Origin of the sequence: Pseudomonas emilianonis (assembly GCF_023072625.1) — a bacterium.
Classification (GTDB): domain Bacteria; phylum Pseudomonadota; class Gammaproteobacteria; order Pseudomonadales; family Pseudomonadaceae; genus Aquipseudomonas; species Aquipseudomonas paraveronii.
Map to the genome: position 1 here is coordinate 1 of NZ_JAKNRV010000688.1, position 1157 is coordinate 1157.

Genomic DNA, 1157 nt, shown 5'->3' on the forward strand with positions numbered 1-1157 from the left:
GGTCAACCTCGGGGGCGCCGGCCAGCAACCAGTCGAGCCAGGCATCCAGCCCGGTGCCGTCGCGGGCGCTGAGCTGGATGATCTGGATCTGCGGGTTGACCTGTCGCGCGTAGTCCAGGCAGCGCTGCACGTCGAAATCCAGGTGCGGCAACAGGTCGATCTTGTTGAGGATCATCAGGCGCGCGGCGGCGAACATGTCCGGGTACTTGAGGGGTTTGTCTTCGCCCTCGGTCACCGACAGGATCGCCACTTTGCCCGCCTCGCCCAAATCCCATAGCGCGGGGCAGACCAGATTGCCGACGTTCTCGATGAACAGCATGCCGGCCGGCTCGCTGGCGTCATGGGCGCGGTGGCTGTGTTGATGCTGTTGAGTATGAACGTGGGCGTGAGGCTGCTGATCAACGTGGCTATGCACAGGCGACTGATGCGCGTGACCGGCTGCATGCAGCGCGTCATGCAGCGGCAGGCGGCTGTAGGCTTCGGTGATCATCCGGGCGTCGAGGTGGCAGCCTTTGCCGGTGTTGATCTGGATCGCAGGTACGCCGGTTTCGCGGATGCGCTCGGCGTCGTGACGGGTTTGCTGATCGCCCTCGATCACCGCCAGCGGCAAGTCGGCGCGGCGCTGGCGCAGGGCCATGAGGGTGCTGCACAACAGCGTGGTCTTGCCGGAACCAGGGCTGGACACCAAATTGAGGGCCAGTACGCCGTGGGCGGTGAAGTTTTCCCGGTTGCGTGCGGCGTGCCGGTCGTTTTCGCCGAGTATGTCTTGCTCCAGGCGGATGGTGCGGGCCTGGCTCATGCCGGGCACTGAAACCCGCGCCTCACCCGCGCCGTAATGCAGGTCGCCGGTAGCGTCGACCCGCACATCGCTATCGGTGGCTGGCGCTTCGGTCTTGTCGTGTGAATGCCCGGTTCCGCAACCGCAGACGACGCACATGGTGTACCTCCAAAATTAAACGATTAATGATCCTCGACCTGCAGGTCGAGGATGCGCAGTTCAGTACCGCCGGTAGGTTGCAGCCAGAAGCCGCCGCACTGCGGGCAGCCAGCGCCGCGCTCGGTCAGCGGCACGCTGATGGCGCAATCCAGGCACCAGGCCTGGCCCGGGGGTTGTTCAATATCGATTTGCGCACCGGCCAGCAAGGTGCCTGGCGCCA

2 protein-coding genes are annotated in these 1157 nt (G+C 64.9%); both read right to left on the reverse strand.

The genetic code is table 11. The features are described from left to right. Positions 1-937 (reverse strand): hydrogenase nickel incorporation protein HypB (hypB, locus tag L9Z73_RS30885; protein WP_430624330.1); only part of this gene is annotated, 937 nt, incomplete at its 3' end. 23 nt (positions 938-960) lie between these two features. Beyond that, on the reverse strand, positions 961-1157 hold a 197-nt coding region (locus L9Z73_RS30890; RefSeq protein WP_247408774.1), incomplete at its 5' end, for a hydrogenase maturation nickel metallochaperone HypA.